General features: G+C 36.5%; 22 protein-coding genes. 10 read left to right on the top strand and 12 right to left on the bottom strand.

Going from position 1 to position 21869, the window contains the following annotated elements:
* Positions 1-21: 21 nt before the first annotated feature.
* On the bottom strand, positions 22-1167 hold the full coding sequence (locus tag VL047_RS07530) for an MFS transporter (RefSeq protein WP_325359488.1): 1146 nt from the start codon (positions 1165-1167) through the stop codon (positions 22-24).
* A 206-nt stretch (positions 1168-1373) separates the two neighbouring features.
* Between VL047_RS07530 and VL047_RS07535 the strand changes: the two genes are divergently transcribed.
* From VL047_RS07535 to VL047_RS07565, 7 genes are all read left to right on the top strand, one after another.
* Positions 1374-1736: a BlaI/MecI/CopY family transcriptional regulator gene (locus VL047_RS07535; RefSeq protein ID WP_325359489.1), complete on the top strand. Its 363-nt coding sequence runs from the start codon at positions 1374-1376 to the stop codon at positions 1734-1736.
* Between the two features lie 3 nt (positions 1737-1739).
* A complete protein-coding gene (locus VL047_RS07540) occupies positions 1740-2888 on the top strand; it encodes a M56 family metallopeptidase (RefSeq protein WP_325359490.1) in 1149 nt (382 codons plus the stop codon).
* Positions 2889-2921: 33 nt separating this feature from the next.
* Positions 2922-3251, top strand: a complete 330-nt coding sequence (locus tag VL047_RS07545) for a multidrug efflux SMR transporter (RefSeq protein ID WP_325359491.1) — start codon at positions 2922-2924, stop codon at positions 3249-3251.
* A gap of 99 nt (positions 3252-3350) precedes the next feature.
* Positions 3351-3992 carry a TetR/AcrR family transcriptional regulator gene (locus tag VL047_RS07550; RefSeq protein WP_325359492.1) on the top strand — a complete coding sequence of 214 codons (642 nt, stop codon included), beginning with the start codon at positions 3351-3353 and terminating at the stop codon, positions 3990-3992.
* A 38-nt stretch (positions 3993-4030) separates the two neighbouring features.
* Positions 4031-5395, top strand: a complete 1365-nt coding sequence (locus VL047_RS07555; protein ID WP_325359493.1) for a TolC family protein — start codon at positions 4031-4033, stop codon at positions 5393-5395.
* A 2-nt stretch (positions 5396-5397) separates the two neighbouring features.
* Positions 5398-6465, top strand: coding sequence for an efflux RND transporter periplasmic adaptor subunit (locus VL047_RS07560; RefSeq protein WP_325359494.1), 1068 nt, complete (start codon positions 5398-5400; stop codon positions 6463-6465).
* A 2-nt stretch (positions 6466-6467) separates the two neighbouring features.
* Positions 6468-9509 (top strand): efflux RND transporter permease subunit, encoded by a 3042-nt coding sequence (locus tag VL047_RS07565; protein ID WP_325359495.1) that lies wholly within the window; start codon positions 6468-6470, stop codon positions 9507-9509.
* Between the two features lies 1 nt (position 9510).
* Here VL047_RS07565 and VL047_RS07570 read toward each other — a convergent pair whose 3' ends face one another.
* From VL047_RS07570 to VL047_RS07595, 6 genes are read right to left on the bottom strand one after another with little or no spacing between them, the layout of a single operon-like run.
* Positions 9511-9900: a DUF3037 domain-containing protein gene (locus tag VL047_RS07570; protein ID WP_325359496.1), complete on the bottom strand. Its 390-nt coding sequence runs from the start codon at positions 9898-9900 to the stop codon at positions 9511-9513.
* A complete protein-coding gene (locus tag VL047_RS07575) occupies positions 9878-10672 on the bottom strand; it encodes a HipA family kinase (RefSeq protein WP_325359497.1) in 795 nt (264 codons plus the stop codon). Before VL047_RS07575 ends, VL047_RS07570 begins: the two co-directional genes overlap by 23 nt.
* A gap of 18 nt (positions 10673-10690) precedes the next feature.
* Positions 10691-11278, bottom strand: a complete 588-nt coding sequence (locus VL047_RS07580) for a DUF4202 domain-containing protein (RefSeq protein WP_325359498.1) — start codon at positions 11276-11278, stop codon at positions 10691-10693.
* 27 nt (positions 11279-11305) lie between these two features.
* Positions 11306-12427 (bottom strand): cyclopropane fatty acyl phospholipid synthase, encoded by a 1122-nt coding sequence (gene cfa, locus VL047_RS07585; RefSeq protein WP_325359499.1) that lies wholly within the window; start codon positions 12425-12427, stop codon positions 11306-11308.
* Between the two features lie 56 nt (positions 12428-12483).
* Positions 12484-12777 (bottom strand): DUF6122 family protein, encoded by a 294-nt coding sequence (locus VL047_RS07590; RefSeq protein WP_325359500.1) that lies wholly within the window; start codon positions 12775-12777, stop codon positions 12484-12486.
* 18 nt (positions 12778-12795) lie between these two features.
* Positions 12796-14046 (bottom strand): sodium:proton antiporter, encoded by a 1251-nt coding sequence (locus VL047_RS07595; protein WP_325359501.1) that lies wholly within the window; start codon positions 14044-14046, stop codon positions 12796-12798.
* A gap of 68 nt (positions 14047-14114) precedes the next feature.
* On the opposite strand from VL047_RS07595, the gene mgrA reads away from it, so the two are divergent.
* From mgrA to VL047_RS07610, 3 genes are all read left to right on the top strand, one after another.
* Entirely contained in the window at positions 14115-15143 is a 1029-nt protein-coding gene (mgrA, locus tag VL047_RS07600) for an L-glyceraldehyde 3-phosphate reductase (RefSeq protein WP_325359502.1), read from the top strand.
* 94 nt (positions 15144-15237) lie between these two features.
* A complete protein-coding gene (crcB, locus tag VL047_RS07605; RefSeq protein ID WP_325359503.1) occupies positions 15238-15609 on the top strand; it encodes a fluoride efflux transporter CrcB in 372 nt (123 codons plus the stop codon).
* A 35-nt stretch (positions 15610-15644) separates the two neighbouring features.
* Complete coding sequence (locus VL047_RS07610) at positions 15645-16838, top strand: dicarboxylate/amino acid:cation symporter (RefSeq protein ID WP_325359504.1); 1194 nt, start codon at positions 15645-15647, stop codon at positions 16836-16838.
* Here VL047_RS07610 and VL047_RS07615 read toward each other — a convergent pair.
* The 5 genes from VL047_RS07615 to VL047_RS07635 all read right to left on the bottom strand — a co-directional run bounded on the left by VL047_RS07615 (position 16826) and on the right by VL047_RS07635 (position 21816).
* Positions 16826-17206 carry an SRPBCC domain-containing protein gene (locus VL047_RS07615; protein ID WP_325359505.1) on the bottom strand — a complete coding sequence of 127 codons (381 nt, stop codon included), beginning with the start codon at positions 17204-17206 and terminating at the stop codon, positions 16826-16828. The two genes, VL047_RS07610 and VL047_RS07615, sit on opposite strands and share 13 nt — an antisense overlap.
* A 7-nt stretch (positions 17207-17213) precedes the next feature.
* Positions 17214-17894 carry a pseudouridine synthase gene (locus VL047_RS07620; protein WP_325359506.1) on the bottom strand — a complete coding sequence of 227 codons (681 nt, stop codon included), beginning with the start codon at positions 17892-17894 and terminating at the stop codon, positions 17214-17216.
* A 134-nt stretch (positions 17895-18028) separates the two neighbouring features.
* Positions 18029-18568 carry a DUF2911 domain-containing protein gene (locus VL047_RS07625; RefSeq protein ID WP_325359507.1) on the bottom strand — a complete coding sequence of 180 codons (540 nt, stop codon included), beginning with the start codon at positions 18566-18568 and terminating at the stop codon, positions 18029-18031.
* A 161-nt stretch (positions 18569-18729) separates the two neighbouring features.
* Positions 18730-19944 (bottom strand): MFS transporter, encoded by a 1215-nt coding sequence (locus tag VL047_RS07630; protein ID WP_325359508.1) that lies wholly within the window; start codon positions 19942-19944, stop codon positions 18730-18732.
* Between the two features lie 6 nt (positions 19945-19950).
* Entirely contained in the window at positions 19951-21816 is a 1866-nt protein-coding gene (locus VL047_RS07635) for a chloride channel protein (RefSeq protein WP_325359509.1), read from the bottom strand.
* Between the last annotated feature and the right edge of the window lie 53 nt (positions 21817-21869).

The raw sequence follows: 21869 nt of genomic DNA on the forward strand, positions 1-21869 counted from the left end.
GATGGATACCTCTCCCCTTTTTTAAGAAACGTATCTGTCTTTTGATGATGCCAAACCAGATGTAAGTAAGAATATAGCCGCTACCAATAATAAAGCAAGCGGAACATACCAATTATGAGTTAAGCTATAGAGCGCCCCGAATAATGGAGGACCGCTAGCCGCTATCAAATAACCTACAGACTGTGCCATACCTGATAAATTTGCAGATTCAGATGGATGTTTTGTTCTAAGAATAAAGAACATGGTTACCAATGTATAAGCCAAGCCAAGGGATATTCCTACTATAATTACTGAGATCATAATGAATTCAGTCTTCCAAACAATTATTCCCAGCAAACCTAATAATAAGAGAATAAAAGTAACCCATATCAAAGAGGTTTGATCTTTCATCTTTCCGGCAACAATCGGCCCGATAAGCATAATAGGCAACTGACCCATTTGTATGTAGGAAAGCATCCAGCCAGATCTTTCAGCAGACATACCCCAGCTTTGTAAAACTGTGGGAAGCCAGGCAGCTAATGTGTAAAAAAAGAATGACTGTAAACCCATCAAAATGGATATCTGCCATGCAAGACGTGATTTCCAGAGTGATTTATTACTTAGCCTGGAAGTATCTGCTGCTGATGATACCGACCTTTTTTTAATCTGTGGCAACCAAAGAAGAAAAGCTACGAGTGCAAGAAAGCCCCAAATACCGATAGAAGCTTTCCATCCTAAGCCAGTAGATTGCCCGATGCGAATGCTGAATCCAACTGCCAAGGCTGAGGTTAGATTCATAGATACAAGATAAAATCCGGTAATAAGACCTGCCTTGTTTGGAAATTCTTTCTTGATAAAAGCAGGCATCAAAACATTTCCTACTGTAATAGCTGCGCCGATTAAAGCAGCACCAATAAATAGTAAAGAAACATTCCCAACAGAGCGAACAAATAATCCAAAAGCAAGAACTAACATGGAGTAAAGCAATAGCTTTTCCAATCCGGTTCGCTTTGCTGCCTTAGGAGCAAGAACCGACAATAATGCAAAAGACATTAAGGGAATTGTAGTTATTAACCCTACAAGCATAGGTGTAAGTCGCAATTGTTCTGTAATTTCTAATATTACCGGCCCAACAGCAGTAATGGGTGCACGTAGTGTCGATCCCACGACAATTACACCTATTGCCATTATTATAAAATCAAATCTTTTTTTTGAGGATAAATTTTTAATGAGGGGGGCACTTCCTTTTTCGTCTTCTTTCATGAATATTCTATATCATTGAAAAACTGCGACAAAGATACCCATTCGATCATATATTCAACGTATTAAAAGAAATGTTAAATATATTTGTTTAATTACGGAATGTTCGTAGATTCACTTAATAAGATAATAAAATGGAAAAACTTAGTCAACAAGAGGAAGAAGCCATGCAACTTGTGTGGAAAAATAAAGGTGGTTTTATAAAAGATATATTGAACTTATCTCCAGAACCTAAGATACCTTATACTACTTTGGCATCAACTCTAAAAAACCTAGAGAAGAAGGAATATGTAAAGTCAACCAAACTAGGAAACTCTTACCATTATAAACCTCTTATCAAAGAAAACGAATATAAAAAAGCCTTTATGGGAGATTTCGTAAGTGACTATTTCAAAAATTCTTATAAGGATTTGGTGAGCTTCTTTGCAAAGGAAGAAAAAATATCCCCAAAGGAATTAAAGGAAATTTTAGAGATGATTCAAAAACCAAAACCTTAGATTATGTCGGAATTAATGATATATCTTCTAAAAGCTAATATTGCTTTAACATTATTTTATTTGGGCTATTACTTTGGGTTGCGTAACCTGACTTTTTATAGATTAAATCGATATTATCTACTCCTAGCTCTGACTTTCTCAGTAACATACCCTTTGATTAATCTAAAAAGCTTGTTTAGTAGCAAACTGGATATTCCCGCCGAAATAATAACAGCACTTCCTGATTTGAATAACCTTCATTTTTCGCAACAAGGAATGGAATTCAGTGAAATTATTGAATATTTCCTATGGTTCAGCTTTGCAGTAGTCTTTTTTAATTTATTAATTAAACTTCGGGGAGTATTAAAGGTTCATGTAAACTCAATACCAGCTCATTGGAACATTTACCCCTATAGAAAATCACAGGAAGACATTACTCCATTTTCATTTTGGAAATCAATTTACCTTAACCCTGACAAACACAACAAAGAAGAATTTGACAAAATTTTCAAACATGAATATATCCATGTACGTCAGCTTCACAGTCTGGATACCTTAACTGCTGAGCTTGTATTTGTATTTTTTTGGTATAATCCTATTTGCTGGTTTATAAGACAGTCCATTCATGAAAACATAGAATTTATTACGGACCAAAAAGTATTATCTACCGGAATAAATAAACAAAGTTATCAATATAGCTTACTAAACATCAGCAGCTTACCTACAGAACCAGCATTAGGTAACCACTTTAACATTAAAAACCTCAAGAAGAGGATAAAGATGATGAACAAGAATCAAACGTCGAATAGTCATCTAAGTAAATATGTATTTATTTTGCCCATAGTTATCATTGGCTCGCTGATTTTTAGCATTTCAAATGCAAAGGAAAGCCTTGATTCATCTCCCTTATCTACCAGCATAATAACAAACGAAAGGATGGCAGAGGAACAAAATAGTTTATTGCCAAATACAGAGCCTGCAAAAGGACGTCTTCCTGAAAATCTTTTAATTCTAGTAAATGGTGTAAAAGTTAACGAAGAAGATTTCAAAAAGATAAATCCGAAAGACATTGAATCTATAAATGTTTACAAAGAAGAATCAGCTATTGAAAGATTTGGTAAAGAAGCTACAGATGGAGTAATTGAAATCTTCACAAAAGCTAACAAAAAATAGTAGTTTTGTCGCTTTCTTAGAAATAAAGATCAAATGAATTGGATAATACTAATAATTGCAGGCTTATTCGAAGTTGGCTTTGCCACTTGTTTGGGTAAAGCTCGTGAATCTGTAGGATTATCAGCTACTTGGTGGTTTATTGGCTTTCTGGTCTGCCTCTCAATTAGCATGTATTTATTGATAGTTGCTACTAAAACCTTACCCATTGGAACAGCTTATGCTGTATGGACAGGTATTGGGGCTGTTGGAACTGTATTGATAGGAATTTTATTCTTTCACGAACCGGCAACCTTTTGGCGGGTCTTCTTCCTTATTACTTTAATAGCGTCCATTATTGGTTTAAAGGTGGTTTCTGCACATTAATTCTCTTAACTATCTGAATGCCACAATAGCTTATGTGATAATTTTAAAAAAAACATTTGGATATATTAACAGTGTTAAGTAGCTTTACACCGTTAATATATGGGAATTACAGAACGCAAAAAAAGAGATAAAGAAGATTTAAAACAGCGCATTTTAGACGCTGCTAAATTGCTTTTTACTAAATACGGTTATGAATCCACTTCTATTCGTAAAATTGCGAAGGTAATTGAATTTAGTCCTACAACCATCTATCTGTATTATCGCGACAAGAATGATATTCTCTATGCTCTTCATCGGGAGGGTTTTAAGATGCTGGGCACAAGTTTCCATGATTTAGGAAAAATTGAAGATCCCTTTGAACGCTTAAAAAAAATGGGATGGACATATTTACAGTTTGCTCTTGACCATAGCGATTTCTACGAGTTGATGTTTATTATGAAAGAACCTCTGCAATGGCTTGATGAGGATGAATGCTCTTCTGATAAATGGCAAGAGGGTATTAATGCCTTTGAGCCCTTACACAAAACAATTATCGATTGTCAGAAAAAAGGCTATTTCGAAGATCAAGATCCTAAGTTATTTTCTCTATTTGTATGGTCTACTGTTCATGGACTCTGCTCCTTGTCTTTACATGGACATTTTGAGCAAGTGGTTAAAGGAAATAAACTTGACATTCATCCAGACAAAATACTAGAAGATTCTTTTGAAAACTTTTTAAACCTTATTGATAAACTTAAATAGATCAGGCTGTTGTAATATAGGAGTTTGCATTATTAATTATGAAGAAACAAATTATAAATATAATTATACCGAGCCTCATTCTTTTAGGTTATAGTTCTCTTGTCTCTGCACAAACAAATAGTTTGGAAAGCTATATTGAAGAAGGGTTGAAAAATAACCTGGTTCTTAATCAAAAAAACATTTCATGGGAGAAAGCAATGATCGGCCTTCAATCGGCCAAGAGCTTCTATCTTCCTACAGTTGGTTTCCAAACTACCTATTCAACAGCAGACGGTGGAAGGAATATTCCTTTACCTCTAGGCGATCTTCTAAACGGTGTTTATTCTACTTTAAATGACCTGACTCAATCACAAAGATTTACTGAGCTTGAAAACACAGAAATCGGCTTTCTTCCCAAGAATTATTACGATGCCAAGATACGAACCACGGTTCCTATTCTGAATTCAGACATTCGCTATGGAGTTAAATTAAGCGAGCAGCAAATTGTTCTAAAAGAATATGAGTTAGAAATATATAAACAAGAATTAATAAAGAATATAAAGATTGCTTATTATAATTATTTATCTGCTCTGCAGGTGGTTGACATCTATAAATCTTCTCAAGTTCTAGCCCAAGAAGGAAAACGTGTAAATGAAAAACTCTATGAAAGTGGTAAAGGGCTTCCTGTTTATATTATGCGGTCTGAAAGTGAGATTGCACAGATTAATGCGGATTTTTCTAAAGCCAAGCAGCAAGCTGAGAATGCCAAACTATACTTTAATTCTTTATTGAATCGGTCGCCTGAGTCAGACATTGATAGCTCTCTTGAAAGCGATACGACATTAAGGGTTGCTGAGAAACTACTTCTACAGGAAATAAATATTAATAAGAGAAGCGAAATACAGTCCTTAAATCAGGCACTAACAATCAATGAAACACTATTAAATAAGGATGAGCAGTACTTTATTCCAAAATTAAGTGGCTTCCTTGATTTAGGATCTCAAGCTGAAGGCCTTCACTTTAACAAGGACAGCAGATATTATATGATTGGACTTCAACTAGACATCCCTATCTTCTCAGGAATGAGAAATAAGTACAAAATCAAAGAAACCCGATTGAACCTTCAGTATGCTAAGCTTGAATTAGAAAATGCAAAGCAGAATTTAAACTTAAGTGCTGAGGTTGCAAAGAATAAATTAAAATCAGCATTTGAAGTATATCAAGCCTCAATGGAACAATTAAAGGCTGCCAACTCCTATCAGCGACTGATTGATCGTGGTTACCAGGCAGGTGTCAATACATTTATTGAAACTATCGATGCCCGAAATCAACTAACAGCAGCTCAATTAGCTTCTCAGATAAACAAGTATAACGTATTAATTTCTGCAGCAGAATTGGAAAGAGAATTAAACATTAATCCTTAATTATGAAAAACGTCCCTACTCAACTCAGTCTTTTTTTCTTAATCAGCCTTTTTATAGCATGTGGAGGAGCAGAAACTAATGATGGATTAAATAGAGAAGATATCATTCCTGTAAAACTACTTCCTCTACAGGAGGGTGAAAGTGCAAATGCTATTCAAACTTCTGGAACTTTTACAACAGAAGATGAAGCTGTTTTATCTTTTAAAAATGGTGGAATTGTTCAGCAAATAACGGTGAACGAAGGAGATCATGTAAAAAAAGGTCAGTTACTAGCGAGATTAAATATGACAGAAATCAATACCGGTGTGCAACAAACTGATCTGGCTCTTGAAAAAGCAGAACGTGATTATAAACGGGCACAGCAACTATTCAGAGATTCTGTTGCAACTAGAGAGCAACTGGAAAATGCAAAAACAGCTCGGGATATCGCCATCCAACAAAATAAAGCAGCACAATTCAATCAAAATTTCTCTGAAATAAGAGCCAATACTAACGGATATATCTTAAAGCGTTTTGTAAATGCAGGACAGACTGTTGGACCGGGAACTCCGATTTTACAAGTCAATGGTGCAGGAAATACAGATTGGAAATTAAAAGTTGGAGTAAGCGATCAACAGTGGGCATTGTTAAACATCGGCGATGAGGCATTAATTGAAAGCAATTTAGCTAAAGAAAAAATCAAAGGACAGGTTTTAAGAAAATCAGAAGGAATAGATCCAAGTTCCGGAACCTTCACAATTACATTAAAGATAAATGCAGGTCAGAATCTAAACTTAGCATCCGGTGCATTCGCAAGAGCTACTATTTATCCTTCTAAAAAAAGTACAGGATGGAAGATACCCTACGATGCATTATTGGATGGCAATGCTAATCATGGATTTGTATTTGTAACCAACGATAAGAAAACAGCTAAAAAAGTGGAAGTGACACTCGGTGCCATATCAAAAGATGGAGTGATGGTATTATCCGGCTTAGAAGGTTCTTCTTATTTAATTATTTCTGGAAGTGCATACCTGAGTGATGGGTCTAAAATCAATACTTTTTCTAATCAAGACAGCTTAAATAATTAAAGATGAATATTGCTAAATATGCTCTAAAGAACAGCCAATTCACCTTAATTATGGTTTTGCTGATTATTGTGTTAGGGCTCAGTACCATTTTTAGTATGCCACGATCAGAGGATCCGGAAATGAAAACTACGATGTTTCCAATTGTGGTTGTATATCCAGGAACCAGCCCGAAAGATATGGAAGAGCTGGTGGTTGATCCAATGGAAAGCGTATTTTATGGACTGGATGATATAAAACAAATTAAAACCAGTATCGTTAATGGCTTAGCACTCATTTTTGTAGAATATACGTTCGAGTCTGATGTAAATGATAAATATCAGGAACTTATTCGTGAGATTTCTGCCCTGCGTCCCACCTTACCTGAAAATATTTATTCTATTGACGTTCAACGGGTAGACCCATCGAATGTCAATGTCATGCAACTAGCCCTTATTTCTGAGAATGCTTCTCGTGATGCTTTAAAGCAAAAAGCAGAAGATTTAAAAACCGATCTTGAAAAGGTTACAGCCTTAAAAGAGGTGGATATTAGTGGATTATCAGACCAGCTTATTCGCGTAGATGTGCAACCCGACCAATTAGCGAAGATGAATATATCATTAACGCAGGTTATGCAAGCGATTGAAAACGGGTCGGTAAATATACCTGGAGGTAGTGTTATAGCAGGTGGAAAAACCTTTAGTATCAAAACTACCGGCAATTATCAGAATATTGATGACATCAAGAACACGATCGTCAATAGCAGCGAAGGAAAAAATATTCTATTAAAAGATATCGCTCAAGTATATACTGATTATGCACCAGACAATCACATTACACGCTTGAATGGCTATCGTTCTTTGTTCATTAATGCGGCAATGAAAAAAGGTCAGAATATTACAGAGGTCCAGAAAGAATATTTACCAATTATCAATAAATACAAAGAAGAATTACCTAGCAATATGGATCTGGTAATGAACTTTGATCAGGCTAATAATGTAAACAATCGTCTGGGTGGATTAGGAATAGACTTCTTAATTGCAGTTACCTTGGTAATATTTACGTTGCTTCCTCTCGGAAACCGGGCTTCTGCAGTTGTAATGATTGCAATTCCCTTGTCGTTATCCATGGGGATCGTTGCTCTCAATTTATTGGGCTATAGCCTCAATCAATTAAGTATTGTGGGTTTCGTTGTAGCATTAGGTTTACTGGTTGATGACAGTATCGTTGTTGTAGAGAATATTGAGCGATGGATGCGGGAAGGATATTCTCGTGTGGACGCGGCGTTAAAAGGTACAGAACAGATTACATTAGCGGTTATTGGTTGTACTGCAACATTGGTTATCGCATTTATGCCTCTTCTTTTTATGCCGGAAGCTGCCGGAGATTTTATCCGCAGTATGCCTGTAGCAATTATCTGTTCAGTTTTGGCCTCTATGATAGTAGCATTAACGGTAGTTCCGTTTTTAGCAAGTAGAATTCTAAAGCCACATGAACATCCGGAAGGAAATAAAGTACTTCGTGTTTTTCAAAAAGTAATACACAGTACCTATGCCGTTTTATTGGATAAAGCCTTAAAAAAACCTTGGCAAGCTGTTATAATAGCTATCATAATATTTATTGGCTCATTATCTCTAATACCTGTGGTAGGCTTTAGCCTATTCCCTGCTTCTGAGAAGCCACAATTCTTAATCAATATTACCGCACCCCTTCAGTCAAACATCTATTATACAGATTCTATTACGCGTCAAATTGAGAAAAAACTAGATAGCATTACTGAGGTAAAATACTATTCATCAAACGTTGGAAAGGGTAACCCCCAGATCTACTACAATGTAATGCAGGCAAATGAACGCAGCGATTTTTCAGAGATATTCGTTCAGTTAAAGGAAGATACGAAAGCAAAGGATAAAGTAAGGCTCATTAATGAATTACGACAATTATGGACTCCTTATCCAGGTGCAAAGATAGAGGTAAAGGATTTTGAACAAGGGGTCCCTACCATTTCACCGGTAGAAGTGAAGATTTTAGGCAATAATCTGGATACATTGCAATCATTAGCGGCCAAGGTTGAAACGCTTCTTCATAATACAGAAGGAACACTTTATGTAAATAATCCGGTTCAAAATAAAAAAACTGATATTCGTGTCAAGGTCGATAAAGCAAAAGCTTTAGCCTTGGGAGTGCCGAGTTCTACTATTGACCAAACGATCCGGATGGCTTTAGCAGGAATCGATGTTGCCAATTTTAACGATCCTTTAAATGATAACAATGACTATCGCATTCGTCTGAGTGTGCCTCGAAGTTCGCATCCAGACCTCACTGTCTTTAATAATATATATGTGAATAATGTTCAGGGAACCTCCATTCCTTTAAGCCAACTGGCTAGCCTGGAGCTTGAATCTTCATCGTCTCAAATCAGCCACCTCAATAAAATACGTACAGTTTCAGTAAACTCTTTTGTTCAAAGTGGGTATCAAAATGATCAGGTAATTCAGCAGGTTATTGATGAAATGAACGAAATGCCTCTTCCGGATGGTTATAGCTACATAATGGGTGGCGAAGTGGAAGCAAGAGAGCAATCATTTGGAGGCTTCGGAACGATTATCCTGACAACAGTATTTCTGTTTATAGCAGTCTTGGTTCTAGAGTTCAAAACTTTCAAAAGCACTCTCATAGTTTTATCAGTGATCCCGCTAGGAATTGTAGGCGCAGTTATCGCTCTTCTGTTAACAGGAAACACATTGTCATTTGTAGCAACAATAGGAATGGTAGCTCTCGCGGGAATAGAAGTCAAGAATACCATTTTATTAGTCGATTTTACTAATCAATTACGAAGAGAAGGAATGGAATTAAATGAAGCAATAGAGAAGGCAGGAGAAATCAGGTTCTTACCAATAATACTAACAACCCTAACAGCTATTGGCGGATTATTACCCATTGCATGGTCAAGCAATCCATTGATTTCACCTTTAGCAATTGTAATTATTGGCGGATTAATCAGCTCTACACTTTTATCCAGAATTGTAACTCCGGTAGTTTACAAGCTAATGCCACCTAAAATTTAAACTAATATTCCAGTACTAATTGCTTGTGAAGTTTTAATAAGGTTTTTCCGGGTTCAACACAAAAGCCCGGATGAACCTTTGAGCATTGTATAATTGTACTCCTTGTTGCAGTAAGCCATCGAAAACGGTCAGCAATATCTAACTTTCCTATAGGTCCTCCATCTCTCCCTCCCAAACATATTTTTTCAATAGATCGCAAATTATTCTCGATTTCCTGAAAGTCAAAAGACCTGGAGAATGAATGAAGTCGTTTCTCATCCAGTGTAAAAGCGGCTTCTAAGAAACGTTTCTTCTTACAAAATAGGATAACTCCTATATTCAAAAACTCTTCTCGCTCTACCCGTGGAACAAAACGGATAACCGCATACTCATAAATATGCTTCTCTTGCATTTCGGGCTTCATTTACAAAAATTTCTGAATGAGCAATTCTAGTCTTTAAAAACTGAGCATATACCTGACGATGCTCTTCTGCTGTGGTAAAAGGACTATCTTTAATTAGCCATTTATCGGGAATCAAACTAACAATCGAATCTATTAATTCATCCGTCAAAATAGACTTAAACTCTTCATTAACAGCATCAAGTTCAGTAGCATACGGAAGCAGAACATGTTCTTTTATTTTAACAAAGGGCCGCAACGCCTGCTCCTCCCAATTCTGCCAGGAATGATGAAAGTAAAGCGCAGCACCATGGTCTATTAACCAGAGTTCATTTTTCCAGAAAAGCATATTGGTATTTCGGGCTGTACGATCTACATTAGTTATAAGTGCATCCAACCATACAATTTTTGATGCTAGTAAAGAATCAACCTTGGCTACAAGAGGATCAAAAGTAATGGCTCCTGAAAGATAATGAAGAGCCAGATTCAAACCAATACTTGCTTTTAACAAGTCTTGTATCTCCTCATCCCCTTCTGTGCGTCCAAAAGCTTCATCAAGATTCGCAAATACAATTTCAGGCATCTTCAACCCCAATGCTCTTGCTATCTCACCTCCAATTAATTCGGCGATTAAAGCCTTAACACCTTGTCCGGCTCCTTGAAACTTCAGCACATACAGAAATTCATCATCAGCTTCAGCAATAGCAGGCATTGAGCCTCCTTCGCGTAAAGGCGTAACATAACGGATTACCTGAACAGTTCTAAGTTGAGGTTGATTAATCATTCTTCATAGATAAAAGTGTTAAGATATCTGTTCTAAAGCTTGCTTAATATAATTCAACCCTTCATCGGAGTAATGAAGCGTCAAAGCTTGTTGGCGACCTTTTTCATCCATCTTTAAAAGTGACTTTCTTAGAATATTAACAATCTTTTCTGGCTCATACTTTGGAAAAAAATCTTCATACTGAAACTCTAAGAAAACTAAACACAACGCATTCTCAAGTGTCTGAACCTCTTTATCGACCTTAATCTTCTTTTTCAGAAGGAATTGTCTTACCCGATCAATCTGATCTTGCCCATATCCTACTTCTTTCATAATTGCCGTCGACTTATCAGCATGAAAAACTGCTAAATTACGTCGCCAGTCTAAGTAACCGGCTTTGCCATCAGGATATTGACTACGAGGAATCTCCCAACGACCAATATGTTGACTTCGAGACGCTAATAACAATTCCTCACTTGGTTGCGGATCAAGCTTTAAGACCCATTCATATAGTCGATTGGCTAAGAAATACTCTTCAGGAAAAACCTCTCCTTTATAGGTATAGCTTACAGGATCCATCCTGTTGTAAGCATCGTATTTTTCAAATGCTAAATCTAATTTATTCATCAATCGCAAAATAAGGAAAATATTGCATTATCGTACAGATTCGTAAGCAATCCTGCTGCCTGGTTGAGAAAAAACAATCTGCCATACATTATTAGATTTTGCTCTAAAGGAGGCTGCAGAACAGGATAAATAATAAACCCACATCTTATAAAACCGCTGATCGTATTTCTCTTTCAATTGAGGCCATGAATTCTTAAACCTCTTTTCCCATTCCATCAATGTACGATCATAGTGCAAACCTATGTTATGCCAGTCTTCTAAAATAAACTTTCCTTGTGTAGCTTGATCGATTTGAAAGATAGAAGGAATCATTCCATTTGGAAATATATACTTATCGATCCAGGGATCAGCTACAATTGCGGACCGATTACCTCCGATACAGTGTAACAAGAAAAGGCCATCTTTCTTTAAAATCCGCTGAACAGTGTCCATATAACTTTGATAATTTTTATACCCAACATGCTCAAACATTCCAATCGAAACAACTTTATCGAACTCCCCTTTCAATGTCCTATAGTCTTGTACCCTGATTTCTACAGGTAAACCAGCACAGACGCTAATTGCTTTTTTAGCTTGCTCCTCAGAAATGGTTATTCCCAACACATTGACCTGATATCTTTCAGCAGCAAAACGAGCAAAGCCTCCCCAGCCGCAGCCAATATCAACAACCGTCTCACCCGGTTTCAATTTTAACTTCCTACATACAAGATTAAGCTTTGCCTCTTGTGCCTCATCTAATGTTAAAGCATCTTTCCAATAAGCACAAGAGTAAATCATTCTTGAATCCAGCATGCTTTCATAAAGCACATTACCGATATCATAATGTTTATATGCTACATCTTTTGCTCTGGAAATAGATTGAAGGTTAAACACCCGGGCTTTTAATAGCAAAAGAGCTTTTTTAAGATCCCACTTTATATAAGTCGATAGATTTGTGGAGATAATTCGGTACATAAATTCATCCAGTTGCTCACAATCCCACATTCCATCCATATATGTTTCACCGAGGCCAATGGAGCCGTCTCTAAAAACCCGCTCATAAAACACATCATCTTGAATCGATATATCCCAAGGCTGAGACCCATTTACTTTGACCCCAGCTTTCGACAACAACTGCTTAATAAAATCTGCGTAAAAGTTTTTTGCCATATTTCTTTAAATAAAACTCACAAAAAATAGCTAATACCTTCTATTAATGAACAGCATTATATAAAGCAATCCAGAAAATCTAGAAGCATATGAATAACTAAACCAATTCCGACAAGCCTAAATTTAGGAAAAAACAACAGAATAAAATAAAATGGGATGATATAATAAGAATGCAGAGGATGAAAACCAATGCTACAACGCATTGGATCATAAATAGGTACAGCCAGTAGATGATCCAAGTCTACTAACATAGTAGCCATCATAATAAGAAAAGCTTTTATCCTAAAATCCTTATAGAAAAACCAGGCAATCATTGCCGGTACCAAAAAATGTAAAGCTATGTGTATCATGTCTCTTTATCGCGAACACTATTGATTATCAACAACCACCGATCTACGAGCAACTCTTCCCACAGTTAAACCCTGAACTACAATGGAGAATACAACCACAAAATATGTTATTTCCAAAAGAAGATTCTTGTATTCTCCATTAGCCATTGAAAGTACCAAAGCAATGGATACCCCTCCTCTCAAACCTCCCCAAACTAACATCCTCATTGTATTCCGATTAAAGGTACTCAAGAAAGGAAGAGCAAAAGAAGGCAACCAAATAGAAATAAATCGTGCAAACAAAACGATAAAGATTGATGCAATACCTAATAGCCAGTGTCCAAACAAATCAGGTATTAACAATAATTCAAATCCGATAAACAAAAACAAAATGGCATTTAATACCGCATCTATCAATTCCCAGAATTTCCCCACATAATCGCGGATTACAACAGAACTAATGGCGCGTTTACCTACATTTCCAATAAATAGACCTGCCGCAACCATTGTTAACGGGCTGGACAGATGCAATGCAGCTGCAACAAGATACCCCCCCATAACTACAGACAAAGTGATTAGTACCGAGACTATGTAATCATTTGTTTTTCTTAATGCCATGGATGCCGTAACACCTAATAAAGATCCTAAAAGCAAACCGCCTCCAGCTTCTTTTAATAGTAACCACGATATAGAAGAAAAAGAGATGGCCAGCTCTTCGGTCTGTGCCAACTGTAAAATAACTGCAAACAATACAACAGCTACACCGTCATTAAAAAGTGACTCTCCACCAATTTTTATCTCCAAAGATTTCGGAACGTTTGCTTGTTTCAATATTCCCAATACGGCAATCGGATCAGTAGGAGAAATCAGAGCTCCAAACAATAAGCAGTAGATAAAAGGAACCTCAATATTTAACAAAGGGGCAATGTAATACATAATACCTCCTATTACGAATGTGGAAATCACAACACCAACAGTTGCAGAGGTAATGATGGGTTTTTGATATTGTTTAAGCTCTGTAAAGTTTACATGCAATGCTCCGGCAAAGAGCAAAAAATTCAACATAGCACCCATAAGTACCTCGGTGAAATCGAATTCCGAAATCATGTTAAAGAAACTCAAAGTTGTCTTAGGGAAAACGCTAATACCTACTACCCGGATTACAATGGAAACAATAATCGCTATCAGCATAATGCCAATAGTAAAGGGAAGCTTCATAAACCTATGATTTATATAGGCAAAGAATGAAGCCAAAACAATTAAAATTGAAAAAGTGTAGTATAATTCCATGCGATTGTATTGCTGCACAAAATAGAAAAAATAATTTGTTACTTTTATGCCAATCAAAGTTTAAGAACATGACCTATCAACCTAAGAAGGAACGTTACGAAAAAATGTTATACAATACCTGCGGAAAAAGCGGTTTAAAATTACCCGCTATTTCATTAGGCCTGTGGCACAATTTCGGCGATGATTCTTCTCATACAAATAAAAGAGCCATTTGCCACACAGCATTCGATCTGGGCATAACTCATTTTGACTTAGCAAATAATTATGGACCACCTGCAGGAAGTGCAGAAACTGCCTTCGGACGAATTTTAAAAGATGACTTTGCTAATCACCGCGACGAGCTTATTATTTCATCAAAAGCAGGCTACGATATGTGGCCAGGCCCTTATGGAGAATGGGGAAGTAGAAAATACTTGATTGCCAGTTGTGACCAAAGTTTAAAACGTATGGGTGTAGATTATGTCGATATTTTTTACTCGCATCGTTTTGACCCAAATACACCTTTAGAGGAAACGATGATGGCATTAGATCATATTGTGCGCTCAGGAAGAGCACTATATGTAGGGATTTCATCTTATAATTCACACCGTACTCGCGAAGCTTACCAAATTTTAAAAGAACTTGGAACGCCTTGCTTAATTCATCAACCTAGCTATTCAATGTTAAACAGATGGGTTGAAGATGATGGATTATTGGATACTTTAGAAGAATTAGGGATCGGAAGCATCGTGTTTTCTCCTTTAGCACAAGGAATGCTAACTACCAAATATTTAAAAGACATTCCTGAAAATAGTCGTGCCAGTCAACATAAATCTCTTAATCCTGATTTCTTAAATGAGAAAAACATTGCGAACATCCGCGCATTAAATGAAATTGCAAAGGGCCGCGGGCAGACTTTAGCTCAGATGGCCATTGCCTGGGTTTTAAGAAAAGGAAGAGTTACATCAGCACTGATTGGTGCCAGTCGTCCAGAACAAGTAATAGATTGTGCGAAAGCAATTGAAAACATCGAATTTTCTGAAAGTGAATTAAATGAAATTAATAAATATGCTATTGATGGATCCATTAATATCTGGTCAAAGTCAATAGAGAAATAACATATAAACCTGTAACCATCATGAGCGTCTACTTGTATTTTGTAGAAATAGCAGCAAACATGATGGTTATTTTAATTAATTGAAATAAATATCGATGAAAATACTCTTACTAATAGGTTCCGGAAGTTTTATTGGAGGAGTGCTGCGCTATTTACTTTCGCAACTTATACAAATTAAAGCAGATTCTTCCTTTCCTATAGGAACGTTGGGAGTGAATATAATCGGTTGCTTTTTCATCGGATTAATCGTAGGCTATATAGACAAAGAAAACCTTGGAGTAGAATGGCGTTTCCTATTAGTAACCGGATTGTTAGGGGGATTTACAACTTTTTCTGCCTTCTCAATGGAATCAATTCAACTTTTACGTGACGGCCAAATCGGTTATGCGCTCTCTTACATCGCATTAAGTATCATTTTAGGCTTAACGGCAACCTTCTTTGCCTTCTCTATCTTTGGAAATAAATAGAAGAACTAACGTATCTGTACTCGCCATAAAAATCTATGAGAAATATAAAAATTGGTCTATTAGGAAAGGTAATACTTGCAATCGCATTAGGAATCACAGCAGGAATAATTTTCCCAGATTGGATATCCAGAATATTTATAACTTTCAACAGCTTATTTAGTAATTTCTTAGGTTTTATAGTCCCTTTAATTATTTTAGGATTAATTGCGCCCGGCATCGCTGATTTAGGCAAAAGTGCAGGCAAACTCCTGATTATAACATCTGTATTGGCTTATGGATTTACGATTTTTACGGGCTTCTTTGCTTATTTCTCTTGCAATATCTTCTATCCTACCTTATTAGGATCCATTGATTCTATTCCTAAAATAGATCATACAGCGAAAACTTTAGAAACTTACTTTACTCTTGAAATGCCGCCTTTATTCGATGTTATGAGTGCTCTTATTCTTTCCTTTACACTCGGATTAGGAATGGCTTTTATAAAAGGTGAGACACTTAAAAATGCAATGGGAGAGTTTAAGAATATCATCATGAACGTTATAAACCATGTAATTATTCCTATTTTACCTCTCTATATCTTTGGAATATTCTTAAACATTACAATTTCGGGGCAAATCGAAAGTATCTTAAGCGTTTTCATAAAAATCATCGTTTTAATTTTCATCCTTACCGTAATCCTATTGCTTATTCAATTTAGCATTGCAGGTATTGTTGCTAAAGTAAATCCACTAAAAGCATTAAAGAATATGATGACTGCCTATCTGACAGCTTTAGGAACACAATCATCGGCCGCCACCATTCCAGTAACCTATCAGCAAACTTTAAAAAACGGAGTAGATGAGGATGTTGCCAGCTTTGTAATCCCACTTTGTGCAACCATTCATCTTTCAGGAAGTATGTTAAAAATAACAGCCTGCGCTATGGCAATTATGATGATGACCGGAATGCCTATTGTTCCAGAAGTCTTTATAGGTTTTATATTTATGTTGGCAATAACCATGGTTGCTGCACCCGGAGTACCGGGAGGTGCTATTATGGCTGCACTGGGTGTGTTATCTTCAATTCTAGGTTTTAACGAAGAAGCACTAGGCTTAATGATTGCACTTTATATTGCAATGGACAGTTTTGGCACAGCCTGTAACGTAACAGGTGATGGCGCAATTGCTTTAATTATAAATAAAATCTATAAGAAGGACGCACAACAACCTATAACAGTTTATTCTGAATAAAAGTCTATTATAGAACCAAAATAATCAGAATTCCAGCCATCTGTGATATTATCATAATCTTCATCAGGAATGTTGATATGACTTAATTCAACAGATGTTCCTTGTTTATGCGGATGCAATTTAATAGTAACTATTGACTCCTCATTCTCATCACCGAAATACCACTGTTGTATGATCTTTTTATTTTCCTCAAAAGCTATATTCTTCCCTACAATACTTTCATCCCAAAGAGAAAATTCAGTATTAGGTTCTGCGATCATGCTTGCCTTAGCTCCTGTCCAAAGCTCAATAGTTGGTTCAAGTGTTAAAGCTTTGTATACCTCTTCCGGACTCGCCGGAACGATGTAATATTTCTTATAATCTTTCATATTATCCTTAATTCCATTTCATCAGTTTCATAACTCTTTTAAATTCATCTTGCACAGGTGCCGATATATAAATATCTTCTTCAGTTATTGGATGTTTGAATCGTAAGGAAGATGCATGTAAAAGCATGGTCGTCATATCCCATTGTTCCTTAAAAAATCGATTCTGTTTATTACAACCATGTTTGCGATCACCAATAATGGGATGGAATATATGTGCAAAATGTTTTCTTAACTGATGCATTCGCCCGGTTTTTGGCTTCGCTTCTATTAACGAATATCTTGAAGTTGCATGCTTACCCAAAGGAATTTCTAATTCGGCTCGTTCTAAGGTTTTAAATTCAGTAAAAGCCTCCTGCATCATGCCATTCTCCTTTAAGAGTGGGTAATCAATCTCCATCTGATCAGGTGAGTAACCTCTAACAATAGCAAGGTATTTCTTCTCCACTTCTCCTTTCATAAACTTTTGATGCATTGCTATTTCTACATCTTTTTCTAAAGCAAATAATAATACTCCGCTGGTTTTACGATCTAAGCGATGAACCGGACTAACGTATTTACCTATCTGTGCTTTTAAAAGCTGCAGTGCAAATTCTTTAGCATTTCTGGCAATAGAAGAACGATGTACCAATAAACCATGTGGTTTATTAATGGCAATTAAATACTCATCCTGATAGACAATTTCTAACATTCAATACTTTTCTACGAAGATAGGGATTAAAGCCATTTCTATAAACAAGAATCGCCGTGTTATTTATGATAAATAACACGGCGATTCTTGTTTATTCAGAACTCTAGCCATATAGTGACTAGTAATTTTGGTTATTATTTAACCGAAACCGGTATTGTAAGGTTATCCCATGATAAAGAAAAACCATTAGCATTAACTTCATAAACTAATCTTTCATGCATACTGCTACTTTTAACCGGCTTTACTGAAGCTGTAAGAACATCATTGCTTCTATCCAAATTCGCTTCACCTGTTCTAAGGATTCCCCATTGTCCTGTCTGAGAATTCAAAATAACTGTCCAGCTATTATTTTCGGTTGGAAGCATAAAAAGGCTGTATTTTCCTGCAGGAAGATTTTTACCTTCAACCTGAATTGCCTGAGTTGTTTCCAATATTGTAGCCTGATTGGCTCCAGCTCTCCACACTTTATCATAAGGAACTAAACCACCCCATACTTCCCTACCTTTCACTGCAGGACTGCTATAAGTAATAGTTACAGTTGCATCACCAATTTTACCTGAAGCTGTAGCAGCAGGGCTTGCCGGAGGTTGATTGTTTTGAGCAAAAAGAAATGTTGTACTCATTAATAAGAACAACATGCTCATCAATGACTGTTTTAATGTGAAACTTTTCATTTTTTAGAATTTAATGTTAATAAGATGGTTAATTTTATTCTTTTCTATTTATAGCTTTCAAGCTATCTCAAAAATAGTTATAAAGATGCTTAAAAACCATTTATTTCAACATACCATATTTAAATGTTACAGAAGAAAAGATTGTGTAAGAAAAGTTTTAATTAATATTCTAAATAATTCAGATCCCTATTAAAGCTTTCTTTGAGCTTACTCAATGCAAAAATCGCAATGAATGTCAATAAAAATATCATAATATACCCAGAAGTTATAATTCCATACCGTGATACAAAAACTTCAAACAGGAATGTACTTGGAATTAAAGCTCCACGCACAAAATTAGGAGCTGTAGTAGCAACAGTAGCCCGCAGATTAATACCAAATTGTTCGGAAGCAATTGTCACAAAGGTAGCCCAATAGCCTACCGCTAAGCCCATAAAGAAAGCAATCCAATGAAACTGCTGTTCAGTTAATCCTTTACTACTTAAAAACCAAACCGATGTAGCAATAATTCCTAATTGAAAAATAAAAACCACCAACCTCCTCGATTTCGTTATTTGAGCTAACAAACCAGCAAATATATCACCCAAAGAAATACCAATATAAGTAAACATTATACCTTTACCTGCACTCAGCATATCTGTCGCACCCAACGCTTTACCAAATTCTGGAGCTTGGGTTACAAAGATCCCTACCACAAACCAAATAGGCAAACCTATAAGCAAACAATACAAGTATCTTAAGAAACGTTCTCTGGAATTAAAAAGCATACTAAGCTTTCCTTTTTCTACCTTCTTATCGACAGTATTATTGTATAATCCGGACTCAAAGGTGCCTACTCGGAGGATAAGCAATATTAGACCAATCCCTCCTCCCACAAAATAGGCATTTCGCCAGCTAAAGTATTCAGCAACATAAAATGCCAAGATTGCTCCTAAAACTCCTACTCCAGCTATAATCATTGTCCCGTAACCACGTTTATCTTTATGCATACTCTCGCTGACCAAGGTAATACCTGCACCTAACTCCCCTGCTAAACCTACGCCGGCAATAAATCTAATAATGGCATAACTATGAATTTCATTAACAAAGCCATTAGCGATATTTGCTAATGAGTATAATAGAATAGATCCAAAAAGAACTTTTACACGCCCGAATTTATCACCGATAACACCCCATAAAACTCCACCTAAAAGCAAGCCTCCCATCTGCATATTAAGTACATATTCACCGTACTTGCGCATAGAGGCTTCAGGAATACCTATATCATGGAAACTCTGAATTCGAACAATAGAAAAAATAACAAGGTCGTAGATGTCGACAAAATAGCCTAAAGAAGCTACGATAATTAAAAAGACAACTCCCTTATTATTTTCCATAGGACTTTACCTCTTAAACCCCTTTTTACTTTTCACCAACATTTTATAACCACTTCTTTTCAGACTGATAGGACGTTGAAGTTGTTGATCTGCATAGCGAGCTTTACGATAAGCTGCAAATACCAAAGTAGGAGTCAGCAAACCTATTGATTTTGTTTTATTATCCCGGTTAACCACAGGAATCAAGTCAGTACGATAGCGATCCATCATTTCAACTGCAAAACTTAATTGGCTCTCAGGATAAATATAAATAATCTTTTTATCAATCAACGCTTCAATACTGGCACTTTCATCCAATTCATTTTCTCTTAAATCCTTCAATTTTAAAGTACCCGCCAGCTTTCCTTCATTATCTTTTACAATCAATACATGTCGATCAGGGCGCTTTAAAGCAACCCATTTCTTAACATCAGCAATACTTTGATTCAGCGATATCTGAGGATCCATATATTCCATAACTTCTCCTACATGCATCTGTTGCAAAACATCAGGTTCATAAGCATCGGGAGTTAATATACCTCTTCGTTGAATCTTTTCTGTCATGATTGTTCCTTTCATTAAGAAGAAAGACACAAAATAAGCTGAAGTACAAGCTCCTAATAAAGGAAGCAAACCATGTGGCTGCATGGTAACTTCAAAAGCAAAAACAATGGATGTTAACAATGCACGGGCAGAGCCGGCAAACATACTTGCCATACCTATTAAGGCACAGGTCGGTAAATTGATATCACTCTCCGGAAAGATATAAAGAATGACCATTCCTAAAGCTAATCCTATAGCACCACCTATCGTAAATAAAGGAGCCAAAGTACCGCCGGAAGTACCACTACCTAAGGAAATAGACCAAGAAATAAATTTCAATACCCCTAGTCCAAATATCATTTGCACAGGCAGGTTTCCGGTTAGTAAGTCAGAAATATTAGAATATCCTACACCCATGGTATATGGTGCGAAATAACCTACAACACCAATAGCTATGGCACCAATCGCAGGCCACCACATCCAATGAATGGGAAGTTTTTCAAACCAGTCTTCAATTAAATAGATACTCTTAGAAATAAGAGCTGCCAGTACTCCGATAATCCCTCCCAAAGTTACATACCACATTAAAGCTTGGTATGTTGGTGGAGGAATATCAGGCATTCCAAACATCGGTTCTTGTCCGAACATTAACAAATGCATGGCCGCACCTGTAGCACAAGCCAATGCAACCGGAATAATAGACCGCGGTGAAAATTCAAATAGCAATAGTTCAACAGCCAACAAAACTGCAGCTACCGGTGTCCCAAAGATTGCTGCCATACCAGCAGTAGCACCAGCTGTAAGCATAATTTTACGCTCATTTGGCGTAATCTTCATGATTTGCCCGGCAAAAGAACCTAAAGCTCCACCGGTGGAGATAATTGGGCCTTCAGAACCAAATGGTCCACCCGATCCAATGGAAATAGCAGCAGACAAGGGCTTCAAAATAGTTATAATAGGTTTAATCTTACTCTCATTGGTCAATACCTGTTCCATAGCTTCAGGAATTCCATGACCGCGAATTGCCGTAGATCCCAATCTAGCCATGACACCAACAATCAATCCACCAATAACCGGAATTGCAATAACCCACAATCCCAAAGTATTACCCGCTGGAGTGGTTTCTTCGAATGAGAAATTCCCATAGAAAAACAGGTTAGTGATCAAATGAATCAACTCTACAAGCAATTTCGCAATGAAGCCAATGATAATAGCATTAAATATTGCCTGTACACTTAAATAAAGAACCCTTTTAGAAACTGAAGGTGGTGTATCAATAAACTCTTTATCATTAAAGCTTAGAGAAGGAGCTATTGGGATGGGCTCCCTCGTGCCTTTACTTTTCTGCATTTAATTATATTTTCGACAAAAGTATTGTCTTCGCATTAAAAAACACAATAAAA

Origin of the sequence: Albibacterium sp., assembly GCF_035514885.1 — a bacterium.
In the GTDB taxonomy this organism is placed as follows: domain Bacteria; phylum Bacteroidota; class Bacteroidia; order Sphingobacteriales; family Sphingobacteriaceae; genus Albibacterium.

Coding starts and splice junctions, on each gene's coding strand:
- VL047_RS07575 (WP_325359497.1), bottom strand. CDS start 10,672: ATGATTAATCAACCTCAACTTAGAACTGTTCAGGTAATCCGTTATGTT.
- VL047_RS07560 (WP_325359494.1), top strand. CDS start 5,398: ATGAAAAACGTCCCTACTCAACTCAGTCTTTTTTTCTTAATCAGCCTT.
- VL047_RS07540 (WP_325359490.1), top strand. CDS start 1,740: ATGTCGGAATTAATGATATATCTTCTAAAAGCTAATATTGCTTTAACA.
- VL047_RS07535 (WP_325359489.1), top strand. CDS start 1,374: ATGGAAAAACTTAGTCAACAAGAGGAAGAAGCCATGCAACTTGTGTGG.
- VL047_RS07630 (WP_325359508.1), bottom strand. CDS start 19,944: ATGGAAAATAATAAGGGAGTTGTCTTTTTAATTATCGTAGCTTCTTTA.
- crcB (WP_325359503.1), top strand. CDS start 15,238: ATGAAAATACTCTTACTAATAGGTTCCGGAAGTTTTATTGGAGGAGTG.
- VL047_RS07555 (WP_325359493.1), top strand. CDS start 4,031: ATGAAGAAACAAATTATAAATATAATTATACCGAGCCTCATTCTTTTA.
- VL047_RS07530 (WP_325359488.1), bottom strand. CDS start 1,167: ATGGCAATAGGTGTAATTGTCGTGGGATCGACACTACGTGCACCCATT.
- VL047_RS07615 (WP_325359505.1), bottom strand. CDS start 17,206: ATGAAAGATTATAAGAAATATTACATCGTTCCGGCGAGTCCGGAAGAG.
- VL047_RS07545 (WP_325359491.1), top strand. CDS start 2,922: ATGAATTGGATAATACTAATAATTGCAGGCTTATTCGAAGTTGGCTTT.
- VL047_RS07550 (WP_325359492.1), top strand. CDS start 3,351: ATGGGAATTACAGAACGCAAAAAAAGAGATAAAGAAGATTTAAAACAG.
- cfa (WP_325359499.1), bottom strand. CDS start 12,427: ATGGCAAAAAACTTTTACGCAGATTTTATTAAGCAGTTGTTGTCGAAA.
- VL047_RS07565 (WP_325359495.1), top strand. CDS start 6,468: ATGAATATTGCTAAATATGCTCTAAAGAACAGCCAATTCACCTTAATT.
- mgrA (WP_325359502.1), top strand. CDS start 14,115: ATGACCTATCAACCTAAGAAGGAACGTTACGAAAAAATGTTATACAAT.
- VL047_RS07635 (WP_325359509.1), bottom strand. CDS start 21,816: ATGCAGAAAAGTAAAGGCACGAGGGAGCCCATCCCAATAGCTCCTTCT.
- VL047_RS07570 (WP_325359496.1), bottom strand. CDS start 9,900: ATGCAAGAGAAGCATATTTATGAGTATGCGGTTATCCGTTTTGTTCCA.
- VL047_RS07620 (WP_325359506.1), bottom strand. CDS start 17,894: ATGTTAGAAATTGTCTATCAGGATGAGTATTTAATTGCCATTAATAAA.
- VL047_RS07610 (WP_325359504.1), top strand. CDS start 15,645: ATGAGAAATATAAAAATTGGTCTATTAGGAAAGGTAATACTTGCAATC.
- VL047_RS07590 (WP_325359500.1), bottom strand. CDS start 12,777: ATGATACACATAGCTTTACATTTTTTGGTACCGGCAATGATTGCCTGG.
- VL047_RS07580 (WP_325359498.1), bottom strand. CDS start 11,278: ATGAATAAATTAGATTTAGCATTTGAAAAATACGATGCTTACAACAGG.
- VL047_RS07595 (WP_325359501.1), bottom strand. CDS start 14,046: ATGGAATTATACTACACTTTTTCAATTTTAATTGTTTTGGCTTCATTC.
- VL047_RS07625 (WP_325359507.1), bottom strand. CDS start 18,568: ATGAAAAGTTTCACATTAAAACAGTCATTGATGAGCATGTTGTTCTTA.